The sequence below is a fragment of the Salinivibrio sp. ML290 genome (assembly GCF_001995695.1).
Taxonomy (GTDB): domain Bacteria; phylum Pseudomonadota; class Gammaproteobacteria; order Enterobacterales; family Vibrionaceae; genus Salinivibrio; species Salinivibrio siamensis.
The window spans coordinates 404,218-424,482 of record NZ_MUEY01000001.1 but is presented as its reverse complement, the minus strand read 5'-3'; the positions used below and the strand labels follow the sequence as shown (position 1 = coordinate 424,482).

The window sequence follows — 20,265 nt, the reverse complement described above, 5'->3', positions numbered from 1 at the left end:
AATTACCCCCGTCGGTCCGGATCATCAGGCTGCTGAGGCTTATCTGTCTCATCAGGCTGAACCATAGTGGGTGCCGTGCCTTTACCGGGAGAGCCGCCTTCATTGATCTTCACTTTGGTGCCAGAGATAGTGATCCCGCCGCCGTCAATTTTGACAAAGCCACCGGGGCCTTTAATCGTTAACTCATTGCCAGCTTCCAGTACAATGTCTTTGGCGGTTAAGTAACTTTCATTACTGACTTTGGTCCGTTGGTTAGCACCGATCTCTTTCTCTTCCGAGGCCGTGGCTTGTGTGACGATCCCGCCTTCAACTTTGGTGATCATGCCACCAGAAATAAAGCGACTCAGTTTACCCAGGATACGCTGCACGAGGTTGCGCCCAATTTTCTGGTGGTGATCTTGACCAAATTCTTCAACGACATTTTTGCCAACCATGCGATGGCTGTTTTCTGTCACAGATTGATAAGTGTTGCGCCCTACTTGACGGTGACTATCCACTCCCACAAATTCGCGATGGATGTTTTCGGTGACAATATCTTGGTCTTTCTGCGCATGAATGTAGATTTGCTCGATGGACGCTTGGTCTTCAAAGCGGATTTCATTCGACCCTTCACCCTGGTGGGTTTGCGTTTTGAGTACCGTGCGCGTTTTGTGGTTAGGGAGCAAATACGGTGGCACGTTCGTCGCATGGTACGTGCGCCCAGTAATAATCGGTTGATCTGGATCGCCGTTAAGGAAAGACACGATCACTTCATGGCCGATGCGAGGGACCGCCATAAAGCCGTATTGCGCGCCCGCCCAACCTTGGGACACACGTACCCAACATGAGCTGTGCTCATCTTGTTTGCTCTCTCGATCCCACGGAAAGTGCACCTTCACACGGCCGTGCTCATCACAAAATATCTCTTCGCCTTTCGGACCGACCACTTCGCCAATCATGGGTCCATCAACTTGTGGCTTGGGCTGTGGCGTGGCACGCCATTGTCTTGTCGCAGGGATCACTTTGAAGTCGTTATGGTACGTGGTTGCACCGGTTCCGCCCTCTTCTTCCAGTGCCTGAGGCTGCTTACCCACATGCGACACACTCACCACCAACCAATCTCGGTTAGCCGGTTTGTGCAAACTTTCAATCAAATCAAATTTTACACCCGCCTGAAGTGCAGGCACATAGCTTTGTCCCTGGGCGGTTGAGGCCTCGCGCCGCAAAAACTCGTTACGAATGCGAGTAAAGGCTTTGCCACTTGGATCATTTTTGTAGCGGCCAGGAGCGTCGAAATACTCGTAATCAGTGCGCTGATAACTGGTGCCATCCGCCTCGTGAGGCTGAAGAAAACTGTAATCCGGCTTTTTAAAGCTATAGTCCTTGAGGACGGTTTTGTTTGACTCACTTTGGTCACTGATATCGATGTGGCGAACATAAGGGTCGCTGTAAGTACCCCCTGCCCGGCTGTTGTGTTCAACGGGCTTGCTATATTTATCAATCAGCGAAGAGTCGTCGTAAAAGTGAACCGTGTGCTTATCTTTTAGATGGGTAAAGTAATAGTTAATCCCTTCTTCGGCCGCTAAGCGATGCAAAAACGCTAAATCACTCTCTCTGTATTGCACACAGAATTCACGCTCAGGTAAGTCTCGTTTCAATGAAAAATCAACATCAGTGATCCCCATCTCCGTTAACAGGGTTGAGATGATGTCTTTCACTGTCTGGTGTTGGAAAATACGGCTATTTCGACGTAATGATAAGCGCTCTAACGACGGCACCAAGATAAGAGAATAAAACGTGTGATGGTGACCAATCTCTTTGTGCGTGAAGCGGCGGACAATACCGTGTACGTACTGTACCGGCTCTTCATTTCGAAATACCGTTAGGAGCGCCTTTTTATCAACCGTTTGCTCAGCAGTAATACCCGATTGACGGCTGGCGAGTGAAATATCGTAGCGATAACCATACAAAGGCTGACCGTCTTTATAACCATCAGACACAGACTCGTGCCCTTGATATTCACGCACAACAAAAGTGTCTTCTGGTAAACCGTCTACAGCCAGTGAAAATCTCAGCGTTGCCATTACTAATGCCTACCTCTATACATGGGGAAAACAAGCAGCCCACTGTGCCAGCGGGCCACTCGATTTATATCGCGTATCTTGATATTACGCTTCGATAGGCTTACGCCAGTCGTCTGAACCAGAGGTACCAGCGTTGACGTGATCCCACGTGATTTTACGGTATGACATAGACACAGTTAGGTTCTGAGTAAAATCAGACTTAGCAGGGTCTTGGCAGTGTGGCATTTCACAATGGATATCGACGATAGAGGCGTTTTCCAGCTTGGTGGTAAAGAAGTTTTCTTGTTTACCTTCAATAGAAGTGCGATACCACTTTAGCTCGACGGTAGACATTTTTTCGCCCGAAGACAGCGCGTTATACAGCAGAGGCACAGCTTTATTAAGCGCAACGGTAAACTTGAATGGTTTGTGAACACGTTGACCTGATGGCTGACCAGATTGTGGATCAGTTGGAACAGTAACATTGTGATCAAACTGCTGAACCAGCATTTCATCTTCGTGACCTTCAACGAATGCATCACCGATTGAATCAGCGGTGCAGGCACCGGCAGTAATCAAACCCTGAGTTTCACCTTCAATCGAGATATAACATGGCGTTGGCATAGTTGCTCCTTTAAAACTTTAGTCATGACGCAAAACCACCGTGGTTATGCAGCGTCACTAATATGCCAATTCTGTGCCAACTTTTTACCCCTTTAAAATCATAGACTTAAAAACAAACGACCAATTTTTTGTAAGTAGCCAAGCAAAAAGTTGCCAAGCTGAGCAACTTTTTGCTTAAGTTGGCAAAACGTTGCTAGGTCAAAAAAACACCAAGGGAGTCGTTCGCGACGTGATCGAGTGGACAAAAAAACGCCCAGCAAGGTGGCTGGGCGGGAATGGAAGGTCAACCACAGGTTGACGCAACATCAGAACAAGAACATTGCATGGGTAATTACGCGCGACACTGTGCGTTGGTTCACCCACAGTCAGACATTAATCAAACGGGGCGGGATCACCACTCCCGTGACGGCGAACCTCAGGCATGCCTTCACTGAAATCAACCACTGTGGTGGGGTGCTCACCTAATACGCCACCGTGCATAATCAAATCCACACTGTGCTCTAACTGATCACGAATTGCTTCGGGATCGGATTCGGTAAAGTCGTTACCCGGTAAAATCAGTGAGGTCGACATTAGCGGCTCACCCAGCGCCTCGAGCAAATCCAGGGCGATTTGGTTATCCGGTACGCGAATGCCAATGGTTTTCCGTTTTGGATTCATCAACCGTTTTGGCACTTCTTTGGTCGCTTTGAAAATAAACGTATACGCGCCAGGTGTGTTGTTGCGGATCAAGCGAAATGCAACGTTATCGACCCGTGCGTACAGTGATAACTCAGACAGATCGCGACACAACAAGGTGAAGTTATGATCTTTATCGAGGTCGCGAATACGGCAAATACGCTCTAACGCTTGTTTGTTCTCAAGCTGACAGCCAAGCGCATAGCCCGAATCGGTCGGATAAATGATTACTCCACCGTTTCGGACAATTTCCACCGCTTGTTTGATCAGCCGCGCTTGCGGGTTCTCTGGGTGGACATAAAAAAACTGACTCATGGTTCCTCCTGCTGTAGCTTGACCCCGTGGGGATGCGCACCGCAAATCCAGCGTGAATGGTCTGCGCGCCGGATAATCCTTATCGCTATCAATATAACGTATTTCGTTATTGTAACGCGTCTGGCTTGTCGCTATCTAGTTGATTTACTGATTGCCATTTTTGTTCAGCCGCCTCTAACCACGTCCAGTCACACCAAACCGGCTGACTGTCCTTCGGCAGCCATAAATTGCGGCCCAGCTCTGTCCACGGCGAAGGATAATGAAAATCCGATCCCAGCGAGGCCAGCAAGCCATAATCGCGCGCGTAATCGGCCAGCAAACGACGCTCTTGTTGCGACTGCTGAGGAAGAGCGACTTCGATAGCATCGCCATTGGCGTCAGAAAACGTAGCCAGTAATCGTTTCAGCCACTTGGCTTTGAGTTTGTATCGCCCCGGATGAGCAAGCACCGCTTGTCCCCCAGCCTCATGGATCGCTTCAACGGCCTCTGCAATCGAGCACCAGTTCGGTGGTGCATAGCCGGTGTTCCCTCGGGTTAAAAAGCGCTTAAAACAGGCTTGCATGGTTTTCGCGTGACCTTGCTCCACCAACCAGCGCGCAAAATGGGCACGGGTGAGCGGCGCATCGCCAGCCAGTTCGCGCGCACCTGCGAGCGCCCCTGTGTAGTGCGAGCGCTCTAACCGCTCAGCAATCAGCTCAGCACGTTGTTGGCGTCGCTCAGCTTGCTCCGCAATCAATGCGGTTAACGCCGGGTGCTGGGGGTCGACATTTAACCCTACAATGTGGATATCAAAGTTCTGCCACAAGGTTGAAACCTCAATGCCGTTGACCAGCGTAAGGGGCAAGTTTTGATGGTCAATTTCTGCTTGCGCCTCCACCAGCCCAGCGGTGGTGTCGTGGTCGGTAATCGCCAACACGCCCACGCGACGCTCGACCGCGCGCTGCACCAAATCTTTGGGTGATAGGCGGCCGTCTGAGGCAGTGGTATGGCTGTGTAAATCAATGATCATGGTGTATCGGGTTTCCTTAATGTGCTCGCGCCTTGGCACTGTCAGTGTGTGTCATATCAGCCTGAGGCTGAGTACGCGCCATGCGGGCTCAGTCGATGCGAATGCGCCAAGTTAATCAGCGCTTAGCGAGCACGGTGAATATCTTTGCTCTTTATTATCGTGTGCTTATTCCGCACTTTTTCTGCATTCTTTTCGATTTCCCCGTTGACACAGAAGCAAAATATCAGTTTACTAGTACACAAGTTAACGCGCACCGTTTCTCTGTCTTGGGGAGCGATATGGCGCTAAGGGTAACAGTCACAACGGAGTCTCGCAGCATGTATCTCAACGCCGCGTCTAGATCACATTCGATTCACACTGCACCCACTGCCGAACAGGCCGTGAGTGTATTGGCGACATCCATGACCTCTGTTGCACTTATTTGGTGGCACGGCTCCTCACGGGCGGTGTGACGCGCTGTATAGACAGCCATCCTATTCACAACGCCCGCCACTGATGCGGGCGTTTTTGTCTCTCAGTTTTGCCATCACGCGTTATCGTGCCACCACGCATTCAGCCACGGTAACCGGCAACCATAGTTTAAAAGGATATTTGATGATTATTGTACTTAAGCCCCAAGCCACCGAGCAGGATGCCAAAGCCCTCCTCAATCAAATCGAGCAATGCGGTTTAAAACCGCTTTATATGCCGGGAGTGGAACGCATTGTATTGGGCGCGCTGGGTGATGAACGTGTGCTGCAACAATGCCATTTTGAGGCTAATCCGCTGGTTGAGGAAGTCAAACCGATTTTAACCAAGTACAAACGTGTGAGCCGTGATGTACAGCCGCATGACAGCGTGGTGCATATCGGCAATGTACCCGTGGGCGGTCAACACTTCGTGGTTATGGCAGGCCCCTGCTCGGTGGAATCCGAACAACAACTATTGTCCGTGGCGGAGCGCGTTAAAACGCACGGCGCACGTGTGTTACGGGGCGGCGCCTTTAAACCTCGCACCAGCCCTTATGATTTCCAAGGCATGGGGGTTGAGGGGCTAAAACTGCTCAAAAAAGCCAGTGACCTGACTGGCATGCCAACCGTTTCAGAAGTAATGGAAATTAGCCAAGTCGACGCCGTGTGCGAGTACATTGATTGCCTGCAAATTGGCGCACGTAACATGCAAAACTATGGCTTACTCAAAGCGGTAGGCGAAACTGGCAAACCTGTCTTGTTAAAACGTGGGCTTTCCGCCACTATCGAAGAATGTTTGCTGGCGGCGGAATATATTGTCGATGCAGGTAACCCCAATGTGATTTTATGTGAACGCGGCATTCGCACTTACGAAACCGCCACACGTAATACCTTGGATTTGAATGCCGTGGCCTTGATGAAGCAGCGCAGCCATTTGCCTGTGTTGGTCGACCCAAGCCACGGGACGGGTGTGCGAGAGCTGGTGACGCCACTATCACGCGCCGCAGCGGCCGTAGGCGCAGATGGCATCATTGTGGAAAGCCACTTAAACCCAAGCGAAGCATTGTCAGACGGCCACCAAGCATTAACCGGCGATATGTTCGCGCAGCTGATGCAAGAACTCACCCCCTTTGTGCAAGCGGCAGGGAGAAAGCTGTGAACACTCATGATCCCCAACATGGCGAGCTCGATACACTCCAACTCTCGGTGCCTTATGTCGCCGACCCGACTGAGTTATATGCCGCCGTGTGCCAAGATAAGCCTTATAGCATGCTGTTGGAGTCGGCAGAGATTGACTCCAAACGTAACCTTAAAAGCCTGATGCTGGTCGATGCCGCCGTGCGCATTGAGTGCCGCGGGCAGCGCGTGACCTTACAAGCGCTCACCCATAATGGCAGCCATTTGCTGGAGAGTATCACCCAGAGCGCAGCGCTTAAGGCCCTCGCCTGTAAGGTAGCGCAGGCCGACGATGGAGACGTTCCCGCCCTGACGTTGACGTTCCGCCATCCCAACGACAGTGGTGCGCTATTGGATGAAGACGCCCGTCTGCGCCAAGCGTCGGTGTTTGATGCCCTGCGTGTTATCAAACAAAGTATCGCGTTGGATAACCAACCTGACGATGCGCTCTTTATCGGTGGCCTTTTTGCCTATGATTTGGTGGCCAGCACTGAAACGCTACCGGCGGTGGACGGCACCGAGCACTGCCCCGACTACCTGTTTTATGTCGCGGAAAGCTTACTGGTAATTGACCACCAGCACCGCCAAGCGCGCTTACAAGGCACCTTATTTGGGGGTGATAACGCCCGCGCCCACTATGTGGATTTATCGCGTCGTTTACAAAGCATCAAAGAAGCCTGCTTATCGCCTGCGCCGCTTCCAGAAGCGCCCGTGGTCACCGATCACAGCATTGCGGTTTCTGTCTCCGATTCAGATTTTTGTCAGCAAGTTGACGCACTGAAAAAGCACGTCATTGCCGGAGATGTGTTTCAAGTGGTGCCATCGCGCCGCTTCACCCTCGCCTGTCCCTCGCCGCTCAATGCTTATCGAGCGTTGAAGCGTGGCAACCCTAGCCCGTATATGTTTTATCTGCGCGATAGTCAATTTAGCTTGTTTGGCGCTTCACCGGAAAGCGCCCTTAAATATACTCAAGCGACTAATCAGGTTGAGATTTATCCCATCGCGGGTACGCGCCGACGCGGGAAAACCGCCCAAGGCGACATTGATCACGACTTGGATAGCCGCATTGAGCTTGAGCTGCGCAATGATGAAAAAGAAAACGCCGAGCACATGATGCTGGTCGATTTGGCCCGCAACGATGTGGCGCGAATTAGCACGCCCGGCAGCCGCCATGTCGCCGACTTGCTCAAAGTCGACCGCTACAGCCACGTGATGCATTTAGTTTCTCGGGTGGTGGGTCAGCTGAAACCTGATTTAGACGCGCTGCATGCATACCAAGCCTGTATGAATATGGGCACGCTCACCGGTGCGCCCAAGCTTCGCGCGATGCAACTTATCCGTGACACCGAACAGTGCCGTCGCGGCAGTTATGGCGGGGCCGTGGGCTATTTTACCGGTTCGGGTGAGATGGATACCTGTATTGTGATCCGCTCTGCCTACGTTGAAAACGGCGTTGCCACCGTGCAAGCCGGCGCGGGTGTAGTGTTTGATTCTGACCCTCAAGCCGAAGCGGACGAAACCCGCGGCAAAGCACAAGCGGTAATCCATGCGATTCAAACCGCCCATCAAGGAGGCCAATCATGAGTACCCCGCCAATGGACATCGTCCTGCTCGATAACATGGACTCCTTTACCTATAACTTAGTGGATCAATTTCGCGCACTCGGTTACCCGGTCACGGTGTTCCGCAATCATTTAGAGGCTGAGGCGATTGCTCGCCACATTCGAACCCTGCCCCAACCACTGCTGGTGCTCTCGCCCGGCCCTGGCGCGCCGGCTGATGCTGGCTGTATGCCCACATTGATTGAAAAACTGCGCGGCCAAGTGCCAATGCTGGGGATTTGCCTAGGTCAGCAAGCGATCGTCGAAGCCTACGGCGGCACAGTCGCCGGTGCTGGCACCATCATGCACGGCAAGGCATCGGCCATGCATCACCAACAGCATGCGGTATTTGGCCCATTGGCATCCCCACTCACCGTGGCTCGTTACCACTCACTGGTGGCGACTGAGGTGCCTGCCAGCTTGGATGTCATCGCCACCGTGTTTGATAGCGACGATCAGAAAGTAATGGCGGTGGTGAGCAATACCGACTACGTGGTCGGTTATCAATTCCATCCAGAGTCCATTTTGACCGCACAAGGCGCCGCCCTGCTCACCCACACTATCGATTGGGCCAGTGGCTACTATCAGTGCTAACAATAACACCAGCGCTAACAACAACACGTGCCAGATAAGCACGGAGCTCGAACAGACAAATACCGAGGTTAAGTACAGTGATGGATCAACTACTAGAGACGCTCTACCAACAACAGTCACTCAGCCAAGCGCAAAGCGAGCAGCTGTTTAGTGCGATCATTCAGGGTGAACTCGAGCCAGCACGATTAGCGGCTGCGTTAACCGCATTGAAGATTAAAGGGGAAACGCCTGAAGAAATCGCGGGCGCGGCAAAAGCACTCACCGACAACGCCGAGCCTTTCCCACGCCCTAGTTATCCGTTTGCCGACATCGTTGGGACGGGAGGCGATGGCGCGAACACCATTAATATTTCAACCACGGCCGCCTTTGTTGCCGCGGCTTGTGGCGTTAAAGTCGCCAAACACGGCAACCGCGGGGTATCGAGCAAATCGGGCTCCTCCGATTTACTCGCTGCCTTTGGCATTGATTTGGCGATGCCTGCCGACCGTGCTCGCGAGGCCTTGGATAATCTGGGGGTTTGCTTTTTATTCGCGCCGCAATACCACACCGGCGTGCGACACGCGATGCCCGTGCGCCAAGCGATGAAAACGCGCACCATCTTCAATCTGCTTGGGCCGTTAATTAATCCGGCGAAACCTAGCATTGAGCTGATGGGCGTGTACGACCAAGCCTTAGTTGCGCCAATTGCACAAACCATGCAAAACCTCAATATGACACGCGCGGCCGTGGTTCACGGTGACGGTCTGGATGAAGTGGCTATCCACGGCCCCACAACGGTGGCAGAAATCACCCCGACCCACATCGAGCATTACACCTTAACCCCTAGCGATTTTGGTGTATCTCAATATCCGCTGGACAGCATTGCTGGGGGCACGCCGGAGCAGAACCGAGCGATGATCAGCGCGATTTTGCAAGGTAAAGGAACAGACGCCCAGCAAGCGGCAGTAGCTGTCAATGTGGCACTATTGCTACGCTTATTCGGACAAGAAGACTTGAAAGCAAACACACAACAGGCCTTGGACGTGATGGCGTCGGGCAAGCCTTACACCATCATGCAAGCGTTAGCACAAAGGAGCGCAGTATGACCACGCCAGCCCTCAACGACACCATTTTAGGCCGCATTGTCGATGACAAAAAACGCTGGGTGGCCGCGCGCAAGCGCACTCAGCCGCTGGATAGCTTTATCGACCAACTGACGCCCAGTGATCGCGATTTTCGTGCTGCGCTGTCTGCACAGGGCTCACAGTTTATCTTGGAGTGCAAAAAAGCCTCGCCTTCAAAAGGGTTGATTCGAGAAGACTTCGATCCGGCCAGTATTGCCCGTGCCTACCAACCCTTTGCCGCGGCCATTTCGGTCCTGACTGACGAAGACCACTTTCAGGGCAGTTTTGACTTCTTGCCGATCGTGCGCGCGCAAGTCGATGCGCCAGTGCTTTGCAAAGATTTTATTATCGACCCCTATCAAGTTTACCTCGCGCGTCATTATCAAGCCGATGCGATCTTATTGATGCTGTCAGTACTCGACGACGCCGAATACCGCGAGCTGGCCGATTTAGCCGAGTCGCTAAAGCTGGGAGTGCTTACCGAAGTGAGCACCGAAGACGAGCTCGCGCGTGCCAATGCCTTAGGGGCAGTGGTGATTGGCATTAACAACCGGAATTTGCGTGATTTAAGCATCGATCGCGATCGTACCAAACGCTTGGCACCACAAGTAGGCGAAAAAGCGATCGTGATTTCAGAAAGTGGCATTCATAGCCACCGTCATGTGCGCGATCTTGCCCACCACGCGGATGGCTTTTTGATTGGCAGTGCATTAATGGCAGAACCTGATCTGACCCTCGCGCTACGTAAAGTGATCCTGGGGGAAAATAAAGTCTGTGGGCTCACCACCGCTGATGATGCCCTCGCCGCCTATCAGGCAGGCGCGGTCTACGGTGGACTTATTTTTGTTGAGCACTCCCCGCGTGCTGTCACTCCCGCCGTGGCCGAGCGCGTACAGCAAGGCGCGCCGCTGCGCTATGTGGGCGTGTTCCAAAATCATGCGCTAGATACTGTGGCTGAGTACGCACAACAGCTCAGCCTTCACGCGGTGCAACTGCATGGTGATGAAGACGCAGCGTATCTACAAGCATTGCGTGAGAAGCTCCCTAAGCACTGTGAAATTTGGAAAGCGCACGGTGTCTCTGATGTCGCACCGGCTTTAGACGGTGTGAATGCTGACCGCCACCTTATCGACAGCCGAGTCGGCCAACAATCTGGCGGCACGGGTAAAACCTTTGATTGGCACCTGATCCCTAAAACCGCCAAAGACAAAGTCATGATTGCCGGCGGGCTCACCCCCGAGAATGCGGACAAAGCGGCTGAACAGGGCTGCCTCGGGCTGGATTTTAACTCCGGCGTCGAGCATGCGCCCGGCGTGAAAGATGCCAACAAGTTACACGCGGCGTTCCGCGCCCTTCGCCGCTATTGATTTTTCGAGATGATTGATTTGGCTGAGAGGATAGATGTCGCCAAGACAGTCAACGTATCTCGGCCCCCAGTTAAAGACGTAAAAGGATAATTATGAGCAAGCTTAACCCGTATTTTGGCGAATTTGGTGGTCAGTACGTGCCCCAAATTCTGGTGCCTGCGCTGGATCAGCTCGAACAGGCGTTTATTGATGCCCAAGACGATCCGAACTTTAAAGACGATTTTATCCGCCTGCTGCAAGAGTATGCCGGACGACCCACCGCGTTGACGCTTTGTCGCAACCTCACCAAAGGGACGAACACCAAGCTGTATCTTAAGCGTGAAGACTTGCTACACGGTGGTGCGCACAAAACCAACCAAGTACTGGGCCAAGCGATGCTTGCCCAGCGTATGGGCAAATCAGAAATCATTGCCGAAACCGGAGCTGGCCAGCATGGTGTGGCGACTGCGCTGGCGTGTGCGCTATTGGGGCTGAAATGCCGCATCTACATGGGGGCCAAAGACGTTGAGCGCCAAAGCCCTAATGTGTTTCGAATGAAGCTGATGGGTGCCACTGTGATCCCAGTACATGCGGGCTCTGCCACGTTAAAAGATGCATGTAACGAAGCGATGCGCGACTGGTCAGCCAACTATGATACCGCGCACTATTTGCTCGGCACTGCGGCGGGCCCGCACCCCTTCCCGACCATTGTGCGCGAGTTTCAACGCATTATTGGCGAGGAAACCCGCACGCAAATTCAGCAGGTAGAAGGTCGCTTACCGGATGCAGTGATCGCCTGTGTGGGTGGCGGCTCAAACGCCATTGGCATGTTTGCTGACTTTATCGATGACAAAGACGTGCGTTTAATTGGTGTTGAGCCGGCGGGTAAAGGACTCGATACCGATCAACACGGCGCGCCTTTAAAGCACGGCAAGCCCGGTATTTTCTTCGGTATGAAATCCCCATTGATGCAAGATGAATATGGCCAAGTCGAAGAGTCGTATTCTGTATCAGCCGGATTGGACTTCCCGTCGGTGGGGCCGCAGCATGCGCACCTTAACGCCATTGGTCGCGCCGAATATCCGGCGGTCACCGACGATGAAGCCTTAGAAGCGTTTCAATCACTTGCGCGCAACGAAGGTATTATTCCCGCGCTAGAATCTGCCCATGCACTGGCTCAAGCCCAAAAAATGATTGCCGCTGATCCTGAAAAAGAGCAGCTTTTGGTGGTCAATCTATCCGGACGTGGTGATAAAGATATCTTTACTGTATATGACATTTTAGAAGGCAAAGGAGAGCTGTCATGATGGCATCATCAACTCGATATCAAGCGATGTTCGCAAATCTGGATGCCAAACAGCAAGGTGCCTTTGTTCCTTTTGTCACCTTAGGGGATCCAAATCCAGAACAATCACTCGCCGTGGTCGATGCCTTGGTTGAGGGCGGTGCCGACGCGCTTGAGCTCGGCATGCCGTTTTCTGACCCATTGGCCGATGGGCCGACCATTCAGGATGCAACCATTAGAGCAAGATCGGCTGGCACCACCCCCGATACCTGCTTTGAAATGTTGGCAGCGATACGCGAAAAACACCCTAACGTGCCGATTGGGCTGCTGATGTACGCTAACCTCGTCTACGCACGTGGTGTTGACGCTTTTTATACCCGCTGCGCGGAAGTGGGGGTCGATTCGGTGCTGGTAGCAGATGTGCCAATTGCTGAATCTGCGCCATTTCGTGAACAAGCCTTGGCGCAGGGTATTGATCCGATTTTTATCGCCCCACCTAACGCAGACGATGCAACCTTAGCCCAAGTGGCGGAGCTGGGTCGAGGCTATACCTATCTGGTATCGCGCGCCGGCGTCACAGGGGCAGAGGCCAAAGCAGGGGCACCGGTTGAGCACCTGCTCGGCACCTTGCATCATCATGAAGCACCGCGTCCGCTGCTTGGCTTTGGCATCTCAACCCCTGAGCAAGTCAAAGCAGCGATCAGCGCCGGGGCAGCAGGCGCGATTTCTGGCTCGGCGGTGGTGAAGATCATCGAGCACCATCAACATGATGTACCTACGATGCTCCATACGCTCACGCAGTTTGTCCATGAAATGAAAGCGGCGACGCAACAATAAAACGGCGCCATTTACCACAATGGGCAGGATTGCCTGCCCATTTCACGTCACCCACCTATTAACGCTCGCGATAGCGTCATTCACGCGCATTAGGTTTACTGATTTGGCGGATTGTCGCGAGCGAAACCTTAAATGCATCACCCTGATCAGTCTGTGTTTCATTGCTGTCGTCGCTCTCCAGCGCTGGTCGACGCGCGCCACGACTGTGCAGTCGGTGGTCAGATGCTTGCATCGCGTCATGGTAAACACGATATTGGTTTTTACCGCCGTGTTTTGCCGCATACATCGCCGTATCCGCATACCTCAGTAGCCTTTCACCACTGATGTTATTTTGCCCGAATGCCAGGCCAATACTGGCTGACACTTTGCACCGGTGGCCAAGCAATACCGATTGTCGTTGCGCAATATTGACCAGTGTCGTCGCTATCTCACCAGGCATATTTGCCTCTTGATAGGGAATTATCGCCGCAAATTCATCGCCACCTAATCGCGCGATAACGGCATGACTAGGGAGTTCATCAGCAAAGCGCTTTGCCAGTGTGCGCAAAAACACATCACCCACATCATGCCCATGCGTATCGTTTATCGCCTTAAAACCATCCAAATCGATCACTAAAATCGCCACCCCTTCTGTCGAGGTCGCAAAGCGGTGGTTCAAGGCATCAAACAGCCAATGTCGATTATTCAGGCCAGTCAGTTGATCCTCTCGGGCGAGTTTGTAGTAACGTTTCGCGTCATGCGCGATAAGCAGCAGAACCGTCGCACCAACCGCCATCATCCCCAATGTCATCATGGTGGTCAGCTGCCCAAGTTGATTAAGAAGCCGTGTGTGTTCTCGATAACCATTGCCTGGCAACGACAGTGTCTGCGCAAAGTAGTCTTCCAGCTGTTGCCGCTGTTGGCGATAGCGCGCCATCACGTCACCAATATTGTGTGTAGAAAAGCGTAAGGCATAGAAGCTAGCTTCGCTCGCCTGAAGATCGCGATATATCGCGTTAAGCAACATCCTAGGATTGGGCTGTGATGCGGTGTGTTCGCGAGCCATATTGATCGCGACAGGAAAGCGGCTCCACAAGATCTCATGCTGCACCGCCACATTATCAAAACTGCTCTTTCCGCCTTGATAGCGTGCCAGCAACGTCATCAGTGCATCGTACTCTTTGGACAAGCTAAGCATGTACCATACAAGTTTGCTTTGGCTGCTGGTTAACCGATCCGATAAACTGGTTATCTTGTGCGTCGTCAACACCACGCCGACTGCCATTAAGGCGATACAGCCAACCAAGATCACGCGCTTAGCAGGCATGATCTTCAATTGCTTACTTCTCATCATTCATGCCTCCTCAAGGCTCAACCTCAATGTCTGTTAACTGCCAAACCATCGTCTCGTAGTAGCGATCGGATTGCAGTTGCGGGTAATCATCCAAAGGGTAAATCAACCAAAGTGGCCCTAATGTTCGAATGGTCATCGGTTTACCATTGCGCTCAAACGCAATAATGGGCTGATAGCGTGTTACCACATCCCGTGGTAAACGTGCCTGATAGCGGTTCATTGCATGAAGCGTCAATGCTTGATAGTGCGAGACATTGGCGGCTTCAAGCAATGTTGATAGTTTGACTCCTCGAAAGGTTTGCAACCCGGCGGTAAAAGGCGTGTGTGTACTGATATCGATGTGGGGCAATCTATCTAATTGTTGGTGATCAAACGTGATACGCTCCGCATCGCCCACCGTGAGGGTCAGAGATACAGGAAGACGAAGTGAAGCTTGTGCGCTGTCTAATGCGAGCACAGAGACAAATACCACCACGAAGGGAATGAGTACGCGCGTCGACGCGCAAAATACCGTTATATAGGTTGGGCATGATTGTATGTTCATCGCTCACCATTTACGTCTCTACGGTTGTGTTTACCAGCTGTCGCTCAACCGTTACCACTCAACAAAAACAGGTTTAGGTTGCGTACCAGACACACCCTGACCAAGCGTATTGCGTGCCCAGAATGAGCCACCTGTTAGCATCTCGCCACGTGTGTGGCGGACTTGCGACTAGTGTGCTTCAAAAGGATGCATATTGAACAGTGCTAACAAGCGGGTTTATTGATAATTCGCATAATTGAGACAGGGGGAGTCAATACGGTCAGACCACACGTCATGAAGATAAAAAAGACCCACCAGTAAACGCACTGGTGGGTCAGGGTGTTAGCTCAGGTCGCGCATTAATATCTCAAACTCTTCTTGAGCTTGATCGATCAATGTCGCGAGCTCGTTGGCATCGCGATGGTTCAAAGGTAACGCCCAATTATCGTGTTTGCCAGGCTCAATATGCTCAGCCAATAACTGGGTGATTTTTCCTTTGCGCTGAAACGTCACTTCATCAAATTCAGCGAGATGAGGGCTTTCCTCGTCGGCGATGTGCACCGTCACATTGCCATTGGGGATCACCCGCACATGCGCTTGACGCGCGGGAGTGGTGTTTAAGGTATAACTACGTGAATGGATAGACATGTTAGCCTCCTATCACTCGACTTGGGGCACTCCCTATTATAGTGCTTAGCCATAAGGGATGGAGGACTATCCAGCTTTGTATTGCTTAAGATCATAGATGGTTACATTCTTGTTGCATCACCCCATGCAAAAACAAATACTTATTCAATAATACTGCATACGGTAAATGAATTCGCCCGGCGACTCAGCACCCCTTACAACAGCGGGCTAAACATATAAAAGAACTGCTCAATCGGCTTATGATAGACCGGTCTTTGTTGCCAAGCGTCCGCACTAATGCGGGTAGATTGTGCCAAATAGTGTCGATGTAGCGCATGAATACTCGCACAAAACTCGGGATCGTCGACGGTCAGCGTGAGCTCAAAATTCAGCCATAAACTGCGCATATCAAGGTTAACCGTACCCACGAGGCAGTACTGCTCATCGACCAACACGGATTTGGTATGTAATAACCCACCACCGAAGCGGTAGATTTCTATCCCTGCTGACATTAAATCCTCAAAAAACGAGCGGCTCGCCCACTCCACCATCAAGGAGTCATTTTTCTCGGGAATAATCAGAGTGACTGACACCCCACGCTGCGCGGCCGTTTGTAAGCTCACCATCAGACCTTCACTTGGCACCAAGTACGGGGTGGTGATCACAATGCTCTTCTCTGCTTGATGGATAGCCAGAGTCAGCACTTGTTGAATCATCCCTTCTGGCAAGCCAGGTCCAGACGGGATAGCTTGCACCGCGTGATTGGCATGTTGGTGATCCTCAATCAGCAAACACTCTGGCGATGACGGCAAGTCGCGTAGCCCAGTTTCCACCTCCCAATCCCACGCAAACACGCTACTTAGAACGGGTACCGTAGGGCCCGAGACCCGCACCATTACATCCACCCATTGCCCGACCCCCGCGTCCTGCTTGAAAAAGCGAGGATCCACCATGTTCATCGAGCCAGTATAGGCAATATGGTTATCAATGATCGCCACCTTGCGGTGCTGGCGAATATCAAGGCGACGGAAGAACATCCGAAATGGATTCACGGCAAGAGCTTCAATCAGCTCAACGCCGGCTTCACGCATTGCATGTGGCCATTTGCTGCGGAAAAAAACTTTACTGCCAGCAGAGTCCAGCATAATACGCACGGGGATCCCACGTTTGGCCGTATCGCAGGCCGCCTGCGCAACTTCATCGGCATGGCCGCCGGGATGCCAAATATAAAACACCATATCGACGCTTTTTTGCGCTTGGCGAATATCAAGCGCGATCGACTTAAGAATATCGGCCGGTTCTGTTTGCAACGCCAGCTGGTTGCCGGTGAGCTCCGGCACACCAATTCGGGCATGGCAGAGTCGATTGACATGGTGAGATTGTTCATTGATATGCTGAGGACGATGTGCAGGGCACGCCTGCAAACTGAGCAGCCATTGGCGATATGGCTCAAACATCGCTTTTGCTCGCATTGCACGCGTCTTACCAAGGTTAAGCTCGCCAAATAGCAGGTAGGCAATCACCCCCACGATCGGGAGGATATAAATGATCATTAACCAAGCGATCGATACACCCAGCGCGCGGCGCTTGAATACCACTCGGATTGTCACCCCAGCAATGGTTAACCAATAGACCAGCAGCAACAGTAAGGTTACGATCTCGTAGACTTTTTCCATGCCTAATTGCACACCTTAATAATAACTGACGAAAGCGTGTTCTCTCGCTTTCTCTATTCTGCCTAGCTTGCCACTCGGTGCAAGCCATGATTTGTCTTTAGAAAAAGACAAGCGGCGTAAAAATCGTGATAAATACCACACCAGTGTAATGTTAAGCGTACCTTAAGGTGCATTTTAACGTGACCCAAAGCAGCAATGTTAACAATGTGTTAAATCAATAATTGCGATAGAGAAAGCCACTGTGATACTCACTATAGGCAGCGGATTCACCTTATCGATGCACACTAAGTAATCACACGGAGAGAGAATATGGGGAAATGTGGCGATATGATGGCATTACGTACGGCATGATCTTCAAATTCTACGCATAAACTGGTTTACTTACGAGTCTTTGTAGAGGGAACCACTCGTCTCATAGTGTAATTATTAGTTTACACCATGAGCGAGCACCTGACGGGAGCAACTGAGTATGCGCCCATAAAAATCAATTAATTATCGAATACGATATCGAGTAGGTATGGCAAACACACAACGCGCACAATTTTCATCCCGATTAGGGTTTATCTTGGCGGCAGCCGGCTCTGCGATTGGGCTCGGCAACATTTGGGGTTTCCCCACGCAAACAGCCTCAAACGGCGGCGCCGTTTTTCTGTTTATTTATTTGCTGATGGTCTTTGTCCTAGCGTATCCCCTTTTGATAGCAGAACTCACTATTGGACGCTATGGCAATGCAAACCCCGTTCGCTCACTGTCAGCCGTATCCGGTGGACAAAAATGGATTGGTCGGTTACTTGGATTAGTCGGCTTACTCGGCGCGACTGGCATTTTAAGCTTTTACACCATCGTGGCCGGTTGGTTGGTGGGCTATATGGTCTCCCCCTTACTTGCATTAATAGGCTTTACCGATGCGGCAGCATGGTTAGAGTCATTTAGCGAGACCCGTAACCTCGCATTAATGCTGTGCTTTATGGTGCCGACGATTTTGGTGGTCCGTAATGGTATTGCTAACGGGATCGAACGCTGGTCGTCACGTTTAATGCCCGTCCTCTTTTTACTGTTCGTGATCATGGTGGTTTACATTTTATTTCAGCCTGGCGCGATGGAAGGGCTGAAGATGTACCTGATCCCAGATATGTCGCACCTCTCGCCGGGGCTGGTCGTGAGTGCCATGGGGCAAGCGTTTTTCTCACTCTCTCTGGGTGTGTGCGTGATGATGGTATACGGCTCGTATTTGTCCAAAACCGCCAACATTCCTAAAACCGCTGCACAAGTAGCACTGCTGGATACGGGCATCGCCTTTATTGCGGGGCTATTGATCATGCCTGCCATGTTTGTTGCCCAACACAATGGCGTAGCTATCTACAGCGATGCAGGCGCGCTTCTCAGCAGTGACACACTGGTATTCAGTGTCCTCCCTGCCATGTTCGACACCATGGGAACAGCGGGCATCTTTGTCGGTTTTGCCTTCTTCTTGCTGATGGTCATTGCCGCCCTCACCTCAGCCATCTCATTGCTTGAAGTACCTGTAGCCTGTGCTACTGAGGAATTCCGTCAATCACGAGAGAAAGCGGTATGGTGGATTGGCGGCCTTATCACCATTGCCTCGGCGGTGATTGTTTACAACTTTGGCGATCTGTTTGGCTTGGTGGTTACCGTCACCACCGAGTACGCACAGCCTATTCTTGGCCTGCTGTTTGCGTTGGTTGCAGGCTGGCTATGGCACCGCAATGAAATCTTGAAAGAACTGGTGCAAGGCAGCCCTGAGCTCGGTGAAACCTGGTTTTGGAAAATCTGGCCAGGCTATGTTCGTGTTATCTGCCCGATACTGATGCTACTGGTGTTCGGCTGGGATTGGATTTAATCTTCAACGCGCCTTGGCAACCCCCCTGCCAAGGCGCCTACCTTGTTATCTTTTCTCTCTCCGCCTTGTCGTTTCCCCTCTCTGCGCATTTGGGTACACTGCGTACATACTTAGCTTAAATACACCTAGTTACGCGGCGGCGTTATGAAACAACTGATTGATTTTATCCCTTTAATTATCTTTTTTGCCTTATACAAATTTTACGATATTTATATGGCAACCGGTGCACTGATCATCGCCACCCTAGTGCAAGTTGTGCTGGTTTGGGCGTTGTATAAACGCGTTGAAAAGATGCAAATCATCACCGCCGTTCTGGTCGCCATATTTGGCGGCATGACGCTATTTTTTCACGATGACAACTTCATCAAGTGGAAAGTCACCATTGTGTATGTCTTATTCGCCATTGGCTTGGCGGTGTCCGAGGCGATGGGTAAGCCTTTGATTAAAAATATGCTCAGCAAAGAGATTACACTGCCAGAACGCGTGTGGCGCACCATTAACTGGGCCTGGATTGGGTTCTTTTCCCTATTAGCCGGCGTGAACATTTATGTTGCTTATAGTATGCCGCTTGATACCTGGGTGAACTTTAAGGTCTTCGGCACTTTAATCCTGACCTTCCTGTTTATGATTGCAACTGGGGTGTATATCTATCGCCATATGCCCAAAGAGAGCAACTCAGACCAATAAAAACTTGCCCAAATGCTGTGTTAGCGGTCACAATTCTTATCTGTTCTATAAAAAAGGGGGTGCATGCCCCCTTTGCGATAAGATGTGAAGAGAACCATGCCTGACAATAAAAACAACTGCCCACGTGGCCAACTGCTGCTTCGTACATTAGCAATGCCCGCCGATACCAACGCCAATGGGGACATTTTTGGTGGTTGGATCATGTCCCAGCTCGATTTAGCCGGCGCAATTCTCGCCAAAGAGATTTCTGGTGGACGCGTTGTCACTGTCTCTGTCAACGACATTACATTTAAATCGCCCGTCAGTGTCGGCGATGTGGTTTGCTGCTACGGCACGTGCCAACGTATCGGTAATACCTCGATTACCATTGAGCTTGAGGTCTGGGTTAAGCCCGTCAGTCATGATGAGATAGGCGATCGCAGCAAAGTGAGCCATGCGACCTTTAATTATGTCGCCATTGATGAAAACGGCCGCCCTCGCGCAATCAAGAAATAGCCCC

At 51.6% G+C, this 20,265-nt stretch carries 18 protein-coding genes and 1 other annotated feature; of the genes, 10 read left to right on the top strand and 8 right to left on the bottom strand.

What is annotated here, in order from left to right; all coding sequences use genetic code 11:
- Positions 1-2: 2 nt before the first annotated feature.
- From BZG23_RS02055 to rnm, 4 genes are all read right to left on the bottom strand, one after another.
- The gene (locus BZG23_RS02055) at positions 3-2,063 is read right to left on the bottom strand and encodes a type VI secretion system Vgr family protein (RefSeq protein ID WP_077605992.1); all 2,061 of its coding nucleotides are present in this window, start codon (positions 2,061-2,063) and stop codon (positions 3-5) included.
- 84 nt (positions 2,064-2,147) lie between these two features.
- On the bottom strand, positions 2,148-2,666 hold the full coding sequence (hcp-2, locus tag BZG23_RS02050; protein WP_077605991.1) for a type VI secretion system effector Hcp-2: 519 nt from the start codon (positions 2,664-2,666) through the stop codon (positions 2,148-2,150).
- Positions 2,667-3,038: 372 nt separating this feature from the next.
- Positions 3,039-3,659 (bottom strand): L-threonylcarbamoyladenylate synthase, encoded by a 621-nt coding sequence (locus BZG23_RS02045; RefSeq protein WP_046073430.1) that lies wholly within the window; start codon positions 3,657-3,659, stop codon positions 3,039-3,041.
- A gap of 106 nt (positions 3,660-3,765) precedes the next feature.
- A complete protein-coding gene (gene rnm / locus BZG23_RS02040) occupies positions 3,766-4,668 on the bottom strand; it encodes an RNase RNM (RefSeq protein ID WP_077605990.1) in 903 nt (300 codons plus the stop codon).
- A 416-nt stretch (positions 4,669-5,084) separates the two neighbouring features.
- Positions 5,085-5,179 (top strand) — a sequence feature (Trp leader region).
- An 83-nt stretch (positions 5,180-5,262) separates the two neighbouring features.
- Here rnm and aroF point away from each other — a divergent pair.
- From aroF to trpA, 7 genes are all read left to right on the top strand, one after another.
- Entirely contained in the window at positions 5,263-6,276 is a 1,014-nt protein-coding gene (gene aroF / locus BZG23_RS02035) for a 3-deoxy-7-phosphoheptulonate synthase (protein ID WP_077606020.1), read from the top strand.
- Entirely contained in the window at positions 6,273-7,877 is a 1,605-nt protein-coding gene (locus BZG23_RS02030; RefSeq protein ID WP_077605989.1) for an anthranilate synthase component 1, read from the top strand. Before aroF ends, BZG23_RS02030 begins: the two co-directional genes overlap by 4 nt.
- Positions 7,874-8,488, top strand: a complete 615-nt coding sequence (locus tag BZG23_RS02025) for an aminodeoxychorismate/anthranilate synthase component II (RefSeq protein WP_077605988.1) — start codon at positions 7,874-7,876, stop codon at positions 8,486-8,488. The genes BZG23_RS02030 and BZG23_RS02025 overlap by 4 nt, the downstream gene beginning before the upstream one ends.
- Before the next feature lie 80 nt (positions 8,489-8,568).
- Positions 8,569-9,573: an anthranilate phosphoribosyltransferase gene (trpD, locus tag BZG23_RS02020; protein WP_077605987.1), complete on the top strand. Its 1,005-nt coding sequence runs from the start codon at positions 8,569-8,571 to the stop codon at positions 9,571-9,573.
- The gene (gene trpCF, locus BZG23_RS02015) at positions 9,570-10,958 is read left to right on the top strand and encodes a bifunctional indole-3-glycerol-phosphate synthase TrpC/phosphoribosylanthranilate isomerase TrpF (RefSeq protein ID WP_077605986.1); all 1,389 of its coding nucleotides are present in this window, start codon (positions 9,570-9,572) and stop codon (positions 10,956-10,958) included. Before trpD ends, trpCF begins: the two co-directional genes overlap by 4 nt.
- A gap of 92 nt (positions 10,959-11,050) precedes the next feature.
- Positions 11,051-12,244, top strand: coding sequence for a tryptophan synthase subunit beta (trpB, locus tag BZG23_RS02010; RefSeq protein ID WP_077605985.1), 1,194 nt, complete (start codon positions 11,051-11,053; stop codon positions 12,242-12,244).
- Positions 12,244-13,059 (top strand): tryptophan synthase subunit alpha, encoded by an 816-nt coding sequence (trpA, locus tag BZG23_RS02005; protein WP_443216270.1) that lies wholly within the window; start codon positions 12,244-12,246, stop codon positions 13,057-13,059. Before trpB ends, trpA begins: the two co-directional genes overlap by 1 nt.
- Positions 13,060-13,135: 76 nt before the next feature.
- Here the strand turns inward: trpA and BZG23_RS02000 are convergent, their stop codons facing one another.
- The 4 genes from BZG23_RS02000 to cls all read right to left on the bottom strand — a co-directional run bounded on the left by BZG23_RS02000 (position 13,136) and on the right by cls (position 17,218).
- On the bottom strand, positions 13,136-14,392 hold the full coding sequence (locus BZG23_RS02000) for a GGDEF domain-containing protein (RefSeq protein WP_046073438.1): 1,257 nt from the start codon (positions 14,390-14,392) through the stop codon (positions 13,136-13,138).
- 10 nt (positions 14,393-14,402) lie between these two features.
- Entirely contained in the window at positions 14,403-14,936 is a 534-nt protein-coding gene (locus tag BZG23_RS01995) for a molybdopterin-dependent oxidoreductase (protein WP_077605983.1), read from the bottom strand.
- A gap of 321 nt (positions 14,937-15,257) precedes the next feature.
- The gene (locus tag BZG23_RS01990) at positions 15,258-15,563 is read right to left on the bottom strand and encodes a hypothetical protein (protein WP_046073439.1); all 306 of its coding nucleotides are present in this window, start codon (positions 15,561-15,563) and stop codon (positions 15,258-15,260) included.
- A 194-nt stretch (positions 15,564-15,757) separates the two neighbouring features.
- Complete coding sequence (gene cls, locus BZG23_RS01985) at positions 15,758-17,218, bottom strand: cardiolipin synthase (protein WP_077605982.1); 1,461 nt, start codon at positions 17,216-17,218, stop codon at positions 15,758-15,760.
- A 517-nt stretch (positions 17,219-17,735) separates the two neighbouring features.
- Between cls and BZG23_RS01980 the strand changes: the two genes are divergently transcribed.
- From BZG23_RS01980 to yciA, 3 genes are all read left to right on the top strand, one after another.
- Positions 17,736-19,079: a sodium-dependent transporter gene (locus BZG23_RS01980; RefSeq protein ID WP_046073441.1), complete on the top strand. Its 1,344-nt coding sequence runs from the start codon at positions 17,736-17,738 to the stop codon at positions 19,077-19,079.
- Positions 19,080-19,223: 144 nt separating this feature from the next.
- Positions 19,224-19,766: a septation protein A gene (locus tag BZG23_RS01975; protein ID WP_077605981.1), complete on the top strand. Its 543-nt coding sequence runs from the start codon at positions 19,224-19,226 to the stop codon at positions 19,764-19,766.
- 96 nt (positions 19,767-19,862) lie between these two features.
- Entirely contained in the window at positions 19,863-20,261 is a 399-nt protein-coding gene (yciA, locus tag BZG23_RS01970; protein WP_077605980.1) for an acyl-CoA thioester hydrolase YciA, read from the top strand.
- The last annotated feature ends 4 nt before the right edge of the window (positions 20,262-20,265 follow it).

What these genes read in the sequence shown, in the direction of transcription:
- BZG23_RS02055 (WP_077605992.1), bottom strand. Translation starts at nt 2,063, where the DNA reads ATGGCAACGCTGAGATTTTCACTGGCTGTAGACGGTTTACCAGAAGAC.
- hcp-2 (WP_077605991.1), bottom strand. Translation starts at nt 2,666, where the DNA reads ATGCCAACGCCATGTTATATCTCGATTGAAGGTGAAACTCAGGGTTTG.
- BZG23_RS02045 (WP_046073430.1), bottom strand. Translation starts at nt 3,659, where the DNA reads ATGAGTCAGTTTTTTTATGTCCACCCAGAGAACCCGCAAGCGCGGCTG.
- rnm (WP_077605990.1), bottom strand. Translation starts at nt 4,668, where the DNA reads ATGATCATTGATTTACACAGCCATACCACTGCCTCAGACGGCCGCCTA.
- aroF (WP_077606020.1), top strand. Translation starts at nt 5,263, where the DNA reads ATGATTATTGTACTTAAGCCCCAAGCCACCGAGCAGGATGCCAAAGCC.
- BZG23_RS02025 (WP_077605988.1), top strand. Translation starts at nt 7,874, where the DNA reads ATGAGTACCCCGCCAATGGACATCGTCCTGCTCGATAACATGGACTCC.
- trpD (WP_077605987.1), top strand. Translation starts at nt 8,569, where the DNA reads ATGGATCAACTACTAGAGACGCTCTACCAACAACAGTCACTCAGCCAA.
- trpCF (WP_077605986.1), top strand. Translation starts at nt 9,570, where the DNA reads ATGACCACGCCAGCCCTCAACGACACCATTTTAGGCCGCATTGTCGAT.
- trpB (WP_077605985.1), top strand. Translation starts at nt 11,051, where the DNA reads ATGAGCAAGCTTAACCCGTATTTTGGCGAATTTGGTGGTCAGTACGTG.
- trpA (WP_443216270.1), top strand. Translation starts at nt 12,244, where the DNA reads ATGGCATCATCAACTCGATATCAAGCGATGTTCGCAAATCTGGATGCC.
- BZG23_RS02000 (WP_046073438.1), bottom strand. Translation starts at nt 14,392, where the DNA reads ATGATGAGAAGTAAGCAATTGAAGATCATGCCTGCTAAGCGCGTGATC.
- BZG23_RS01995 (WP_077605983.1), bottom strand. Translation starts at nt 14,936, where the DNA reads ATGAACATACAATCATGCCCAACCTATATAACGGTATTTTGCGCGTCG.
- BZG23_RS01990 (WP_046073439.1), bottom strand. Translation starts at nt 15,563, where the DNA reads ATGTCTATCCATTCACGTAGTTATACCTTAAACACCACTCCCGCGCGT.
- cls (WP_077605982.1), bottom strand. Translation starts at nt 17,218, where the DNA reads ATGGAAAAAGTCTACGAGATCGTAACCTTACTGTTGCTGCTGGTCTAT.
- BZG23_RS01980 (WP_046073441.1), top strand. Translation starts at nt 17,736, where the DNA reads ATGGCAAACACACAACGCGCACAATTTTCATCCCGATTAGGGTTTATC.
- BZG23_RS01975 (WP_077605981.1), top strand. Translation starts at nt 19,224, where the DNA reads ATGAAACAACTGATTGATTTTATCCCTTTAATTATCTTTTTTGCCTTA.
- yciA (WP_077605980.1), top strand. Translation starts at nt 19,863, where the DNA reads ATGCCTGACAATAAAAACAACTGCCCACGTGGCCAACTGCTGCTTCGT.